Annotated in this window: 5 protein-coding genes; 2 read left to right on the top strand and 3 right to left on the bottom strand. The window is 68.2% G+C overall.

The window, feature by feature from the left end; translation table 11 throughout:
- Nucleotides 1–149: 149 nt before the first annotated feature.
- Complete coding sequence (locus ACQKJZ_RS17775) at nt 150–641, bottom strand: outer membrane protein assembly factor BamE (protein ID WP_427732851.1); 492 nt, start codon at nt 639–641, stop codon at nt 150–152.
- 145 nt (nt 642–786) lie between these two features.
- On the opposite strand from ACQKJZ_RS17775, the gene ACQKJZ_RS17770 reads away from it, so the two are divergent.
- Both ACQKJZ_RS17770 and ACQKJZ_RS17765 read left to right on the top strand, forming a co-directional pair.
- Nucleotides 787–1,323, top strand: a complete 537-nt coding sequence (locus tag ACQKJZ_RS17770; RefSeq protein WP_427732849.1) for a ubiquinol-cytochrome C chaperone family protein — start codon at nt 787–789, stop codon at nt 1,321–1,323.
- On the top strand, nt 1,320–1,847 hold the full coding sequence (locus tag ACQKJZ_RS17765) for a YceD family protein (RefSeq protein ID WP_427732847.1): 528 nt from the start codon (nt 1,320–1,322) through the stop codon (nt 1,845–1,847). The genes ACQKJZ_RS17770 and ACQKJZ_RS17765 overlap by 4 nt, the downstream gene beginning before the upstream one ends.
- 275 nt (nt 1,848–2,122) lie before the next feature.
- Here the strand turns inward: ACQKJZ_RS17765 and ACQKJZ_RS17760 are convergent, their stop codons facing one another.
- Both ACQKJZ_RS17760 and ACQKJZ_RS17755 read right to left on the bottom strand, forming a co-directional pair.
- Entirely contained in the window at nt 2,123–2,656 is a 534-nt protein-coding gene (locus ACQKJZ_RS17760; protein ID WP_427732845.1) for a SixA phosphatase family protein, read from the bottom strand.
- Nucleotides 2,653–5,388 carry an ATP-dependent DNA helicase gene (locus ACQKJZ_RS17755; RefSeq protein ID WP_427732843.1) on the bottom strand — a complete coding sequence of 912 codons (2,736 nt, stop codon included), beginning with the start codon at nt 5,386–5,388 and terminating at the stop codon, nt 2,653–2,655. Before ACQKJZ_RS17755 ends, ACQKJZ_RS17760 begins: the two co-directional genes overlap by 4 nt.
- Between the last annotated feature and the right edge of the window lie 136 nt (nt 5,389–5,524).

Here is a 5,524-nt window from a genome sequence, read left to right as displayed (position 1 = left end):
ACGGAGGCAGGGGAAAAACCTGACCTCCTCGTGAGGGGGGAAACCACAAACCCCCGTTCCGCCTGAGCGAAGTCGAAGGCCAAGGGAATCCCTAACCGACAAGAGGCCGTTCATTCCCACTGAATATTGTAGGAAAAGCGACCCCGCCCTTACGGCCGGGTGCGACCGCCGCCACCCGTGCCGGGGGCGCCAGCACCGGCGCCCGGTGCGCCGACCGCGCCGATATTGCCGAACAGATCCTGGAAGAAGCCGCGCGAACGGCCCAGCGTCGGCGTCGTCTTGCCATAGGGCGAGATGTCGGCGACCTGATCGACGCCCGACCGGCGGATCGCGCTGACATTGCCCGCCTGGTCGAAGCTGATCTGGAGCGTGATCTGCGACGCGGGGTGCGGCAGGTTGAAGCCCAGGTTTCGGCTGTCGCGCGCGACATAATACCAGTCGCCGCCGTTGAACTGACCCGTGATGGTCGGCGTGCCCAGCGTCTGGAGCACCGACTGGCGGTTGTCGACGCCCGGCTGGATCGAATTGACCAGGTCGGTGTCGACGACATAACCCTGATGCGAGCGCAGCGGCGTGCAGGCGGCGGCGGCCATGGCCAGGCCCAGACCGAGAACGGCCAGCCGGGTGGAAGAAACGCTCATCATCATCTCCGGGCCGCACTCGGCCGCACAGGCGGGTAGGCAAACAGGCGATCGATCGGCTCGACCGTCGCCCCCTCGATATGCGAAGGGAAAGGCGCATACAAGCGTCAGCGCGGTGGATGCCCGCGTGAAGAGGGAGGGGCGGATGGCCGGAGCGTGGCTGAAGCGGATGACCGCACGCTATTTCGGGCGGGACGGCGATGCGGTGCTGCCGCTGTACAATGCGGTGGTGCTGCGCGCGCGGCAGCCGCACTGGTATCTGGACGGGGCGGTGCCCGACACGGTCGATGGCCGGTTCGACATGATCGCCGCGATCCTGTCGCTGGTGCTGATCCGACTGGAGGCGAGCGCGGAGGGGACCGAGGCCGCCGCGCGCCTGACCGAGCGGTTCGTGACCGATATGGACGGGCAGTTGCGCGAGTTGGGGATTGGCGACATCGTCGTCGGCAAGCATATCGGCCGGATGATGGCGATGCTGGGTGGTCGCCTGACCGCCTATCGCGAGGCATTGGTGGCCGAGGAGCCGGCGATGCTGGATGCCGCGCTGCTGCGAAACCTGTACCGGGGGGATGCGCCGAGTGACGCCGATGCGGTCGGTCACGTCCGCCGCGTGTTGACCCTGTTGCACGAACAGCTGGCGGCGATGTCGCTGGCCCGATTGATGAGTGGAGAATTGCCGTGACCCCCGAATGGAGCCGCCCCGAAAAGATCGACACGATCGGCGAGCGTGAAAAGCCGGTCGCGATCGAAGCGGACGCGGCCGAGCGCGCGGCGCTGGCCAAGCGCTTCGGACTGTTGTCGATCGACCGGCTTCAGGCCGATCTGGTCGTACGCCGCGATGCCGCCGGTATCCTGGTGACCGGGACGGTGCGCAGCGCGGTGGTGCAGCCCTGTTCGGTCACTGGCGAACCCGTGCCCGCGACCGTGGACGAGCCGGTCGCGCTGCGCTTCGTCGAGCCCGCCGCGTACGGCACGGATGAGGAGATCGAACTGTCCGGCGATACGCTCGACACGATCGAGATCGAGGGCGGCGCGATCGACCTCGGCGAAGCGGCGGCGGAGACGATGGCGCTGGCGCTCGATCCCTTCCCGCGCAGCCCCCATGCGGCGGCGGTGTTGAAGGAGGCGGGTGTCATCAGCGAGGAAGAGGCGCGCCCTCTTGGCGCGCTGGCCGGGCTGAAGGCGAAACTGGAAGGCAAGGGGTGATTATCGACCCTTTGCCAACATGTTATCCACAGCGGTGATTTTATTCAAAGCACTGAAATCGTGAGAGAATAAAGGCCCTGCCGGGTTTCGCTCGATCATCTGATCCTATGACTGTTTTCAGCATCGTGCTGCCGATCATACACAGGCTTATCCACAGGAAACGCGGGGTATTGGGCCCCTATCTGACAGAGTTATCCACACCCGGTTTCCGGCCAGGAAGAGCCATTCAGCCTTCTCGGACCGATGATCCTATCGCCGGAATGGCTGTGGATAAGTCAGGGAGTATCGGGACCCAGCGTGGGGTCGAGATCGCGCGGGCGGATGAAGGCGATCAGCGTCGCGCTGTTGGATTGCGCTTCCGCCCAGCGTGCGATCGGCAGGGTCATTTGCGCGATGGTCGCGGTGGGATATTTGTCCTCCACCCGCTCGCGCAGTTCCCCGTCCAGCGTCAGGTCAAGCGTCAGATCTTCGAGCCCGGGATTATGGCCGACCATCAGGACATGATCGGCATTCTCGGGCAACGCATGGACCAGATCGAGCAGGCTGGCGCCCGAGGCGAGATACATCGCCTTGTCCCACACCGGCTCCAGCCGCCGGCCATAGCCGTTCCACACCTCGTCCAGCGTCTCCATCACCCGCACGGCGGGGGAGGCGAGGATGTGATCGAATTGAAAGTCGAGCGACTTCAAATGCCGCCCGATCATCGCCGCCGCGCGTCGTCCCTTGGCATTCAGCGGACGATCGAAGTCGCGCGACACGGGATCGTCCCAACTGGATTTGGCGTGGCGAAGCAGCGTCAGCGTCTTCATCGGATCGGACTCTCCGGGGCGGCGGCTGGCAGGGTATCGGCCTCTCCATGCCCGATCGCGGCGTCGGAGGAAAGCCGGCTCGCGACCCGCGCGACCGCTTCGTCCAGCGTCACACGGCTGATCGCCACCCCCGGCGGAAAGGCGTCGAGCAGCCGCGACGGCATGGCGGCGGACAGCAGCACGAAGGCGCCGCGATCATCGGCACGCCGGATCAGGCGCCCGAACGCCTGTGCCAGCCGCGCGCGCACGATCCGATCGTCATAGGCGCTGCCGCCCCCCGCCAGCTTGCGCGCGGCGTGCAGTACGGTCGGCTTGGGCCAGGGCACGCCCTCCATCACCACCAGCCGCAGCGACGAGCCGGGCACGTCGACCCCATCCCGCAACGCATCGGTGCCGAGCAGCGAGGCGGATGGATCGTCGCGGAAGATATCCACCAGCGTCCCGGTGTCGATCGGATCGACATGCTGGGCGTGGAGCGCCAGGCCATCGCGGGCCAGCCGGTCGGCGATCCGGCCATGCACGCCGCGCAACCGGCGGATGGCGGTGAACAGCCCCAGCGTCCCGCCCTTGGCCGCCGCGATCAGCCGCGCATAGGCATTGGCCAGCTGGGGAATGTCGCCGCGCTTCACATCGGTGACGATCAGTACTTCGGCGCGTACCGGGTAATCGAAGGGGCTCTCGGCCACGAAATGGGCGGGGCCGCGCACCAGATGGGGTGCCCCTGTCCGCGCCTCGGCCACGTTCCAGTCTCCGCCGGCGCGCAAGGTTGCCGACGTGACGACGGCGCCGTGCGCGGGCTTCAGTACGATCTCCGCGAAAGGTCGGGTCGGGTCCAGCCAGTGGCGGTGCAGGCCGATATCATATTCACGCCCCTCGACCCGATCGACCGCCAGCCAGTCGACGAAATCGGGATCGACCGGCCCACCGATCCGCGCGAGCAGCGACAGCCAAGCCGCGACCGTCTCCGCGCGCCAGGCGAGCGAGGCGATCGCGCCTTCCACCCGTGCGCGCGCCTGACCGTCGAGCCAGTCGGGCGCTTCCTGCAACACCGCCTCCAACCGCTGTCCGAGCGTCACCAGCGGCCGCAGCAGCGCGTCGAGCGCATGGGCGGCGGGGCCTGCCGCTTCGATCAGCGCGGGGGAGGGGTCGGCGAGTTCGGTCTCCAGCCCATAACCCGCATCGCCCGGCTGCTCCGCGCGCGCAAAGGCCAGCCCGCGCACCGCCGCCAACAGTGTTTCGATCGGGCCGAAGGGCTGGCCCTCCGCCAGTCGCCCCAGCCAGCCTTCGCTCGCCAGCGCGTGTGCGGCCTGCACCGCATCGCCGATCGCGCGATTGCCGCCCTCGTCATAGCTGGCGACATCGGACAGCCGCGCCGCCAAACCCCGGCGGCGGCCGCGCGACCCGGCTTCGGGGCCGAGAATCCAGCGGCGCAGTTCGATCGTCTCGGATCCGGTCAGCGCGGTGGCGAACATCGAGTCCGCCGCGTCAAACAGATGATGCCCTTCGTCGAAGACGTAGCGCGTCGGCCGCGTCTGCGTCTCCCGCCCGCGCGCGGCGTTGACCATGACCAGCGCGTGATTGGCGATGACGATATCCGCCTGTACCGACGCGCGGGCGGCCCGCTCGATGAAACATTTCCGATAATGGGGGCAGCCCGCATAGACGCACTCGCCACGCCGGTCGGTCAGCGCGGCCGAGCCGTTGCGGCGGAACAGCGTGGTCAACCAGCCGGGCAGGTCACCCCCGACCATATCGCCGTCGCTGCTATAGGCTGCCCAGCGCGCGACCAGCTGCGCCAAGACCGCCGCGCGCCCGGCGAACCCGCCCTGCAGCGCATCCTCCAGGTTGAGCAGGCAGAGATAATTCTCGCGGCCCTTGCGAGTGACCACGCGTTCCTTACGCAACACGGGATCGGGAAAGATGCGTGCCGTCTCGCCGCTCAACTGGCGTTGCAGCGCCTTGGTATAGGTCGAAATCCACACCGCCCCGCCCGCACGCTCGGCCCACAGGCTGGCCGGGGCGAGATAGCCCAGCGTCTTGCCGATGCCGGTGCCTGCTTCGGCCAACACCATGTTGGGCGTGTCGCGCACGGCACGCGGTGCGAAGGCGGCGGTGACGGCGGCGGCATAGGCGCGCTGGCCGGGGCGCTCCTCCGCACCTTCGCCGGTCAGATGGCGCAGGCGGTCCTCGGCATCGGTGGGCGGCAGGTCGATGGTGCGCGGGGCGGGGCGGGGGGCATCCTCCTCCCATTCGGGCAGCGCGCTGAACAGCCACCGCTCGTTACGCTCGGGCCGGGTGAGGCGCGGGCCGATCAGCGGTGCCCAGGGCCAGCGGAGGCGGGCGAGGCTTTGCGCGGGGGTCCAGGCGCCTTCGCGTTCCGGCCAGGCTCCATCGGGCATGGCGAGCAGTTTCTCGGTCGCGCGGAGCAGAAAGGCCGCGACTTCGGCATCGCTTTCCGGTGGCGCCAGCCCGCAAACACGGGCGAGGCCATGCGGGGTCGGGACCGCGAACTGGGCGGGGCGGAGAAAGGCGAAGAGTTCGAGGATGTCGAGGCCGGACAATTCGGCATAGCCCAGCCGCTGTCCGATCAACGGCGCGTTGAGCACGATGACCGGGGTCTCGGACGCCAGCCCGATCGCCTCGCCACGCGAGACGGCGCGGGTCTGTCCCTCGGTGGAAATCCACACACCGCTATGGCTGGCATGAAGGGCGGGGTGGGGGAGCGCGGTCACTTTGTTGATTTGGGGGAGTGGGAACAGGTTGGCAACGGGGCGCGTGCCATTTGCTTCGCAGTTTGGGGCGAAGCCCTCCCCAAACCCCTCCCGCCTGCGGGAGGGGCTTACCGCGTGAGGCGCGCTTTCCGCTTCC

The sequence above is a fragment of the Sphingomonas sp. NPDC019816 genome, from assembly GCF_050274375.1.
Lineage (GTDB): Bacteria > Pseudomonadota > Alphaproteobacteria > Sphingomonadales > Sphingomonadaceae > Sphingomonas.
The sequence above is the reverse complement of the archived record's forward strand: the minus strand, read 5'-3'. Positions and strand labels throughout refer to the sequence as shown.

What these genes read in the sequence shown, in the direction of transcription:
- ACQKJZ_RS17775 (WP_427732851.1), bottom strand. Translation starts at nt 641, where the DNA reads ATGAGCGTTTCTTCCACCCGGCTGGCCGTTCTCGGTCTGGGCCTGGCC.
- ACQKJZ_RS17770 (WP_427732849.1), top strand. Translation starts at nt 787, where the DNA reads ATGGCCGGAGCGTGGCTGAAGCGGATGACCGCACGCTATTTCGGGCGG.
- ACQKJZ_RS17760 (WP_427732845.1), bottom strand. Translation starts at nt 2,656, where the DNA reads ATGAAGACGCTGACGCTGCTTCGCCACGCCAAATCCAGTTGGGACGAT.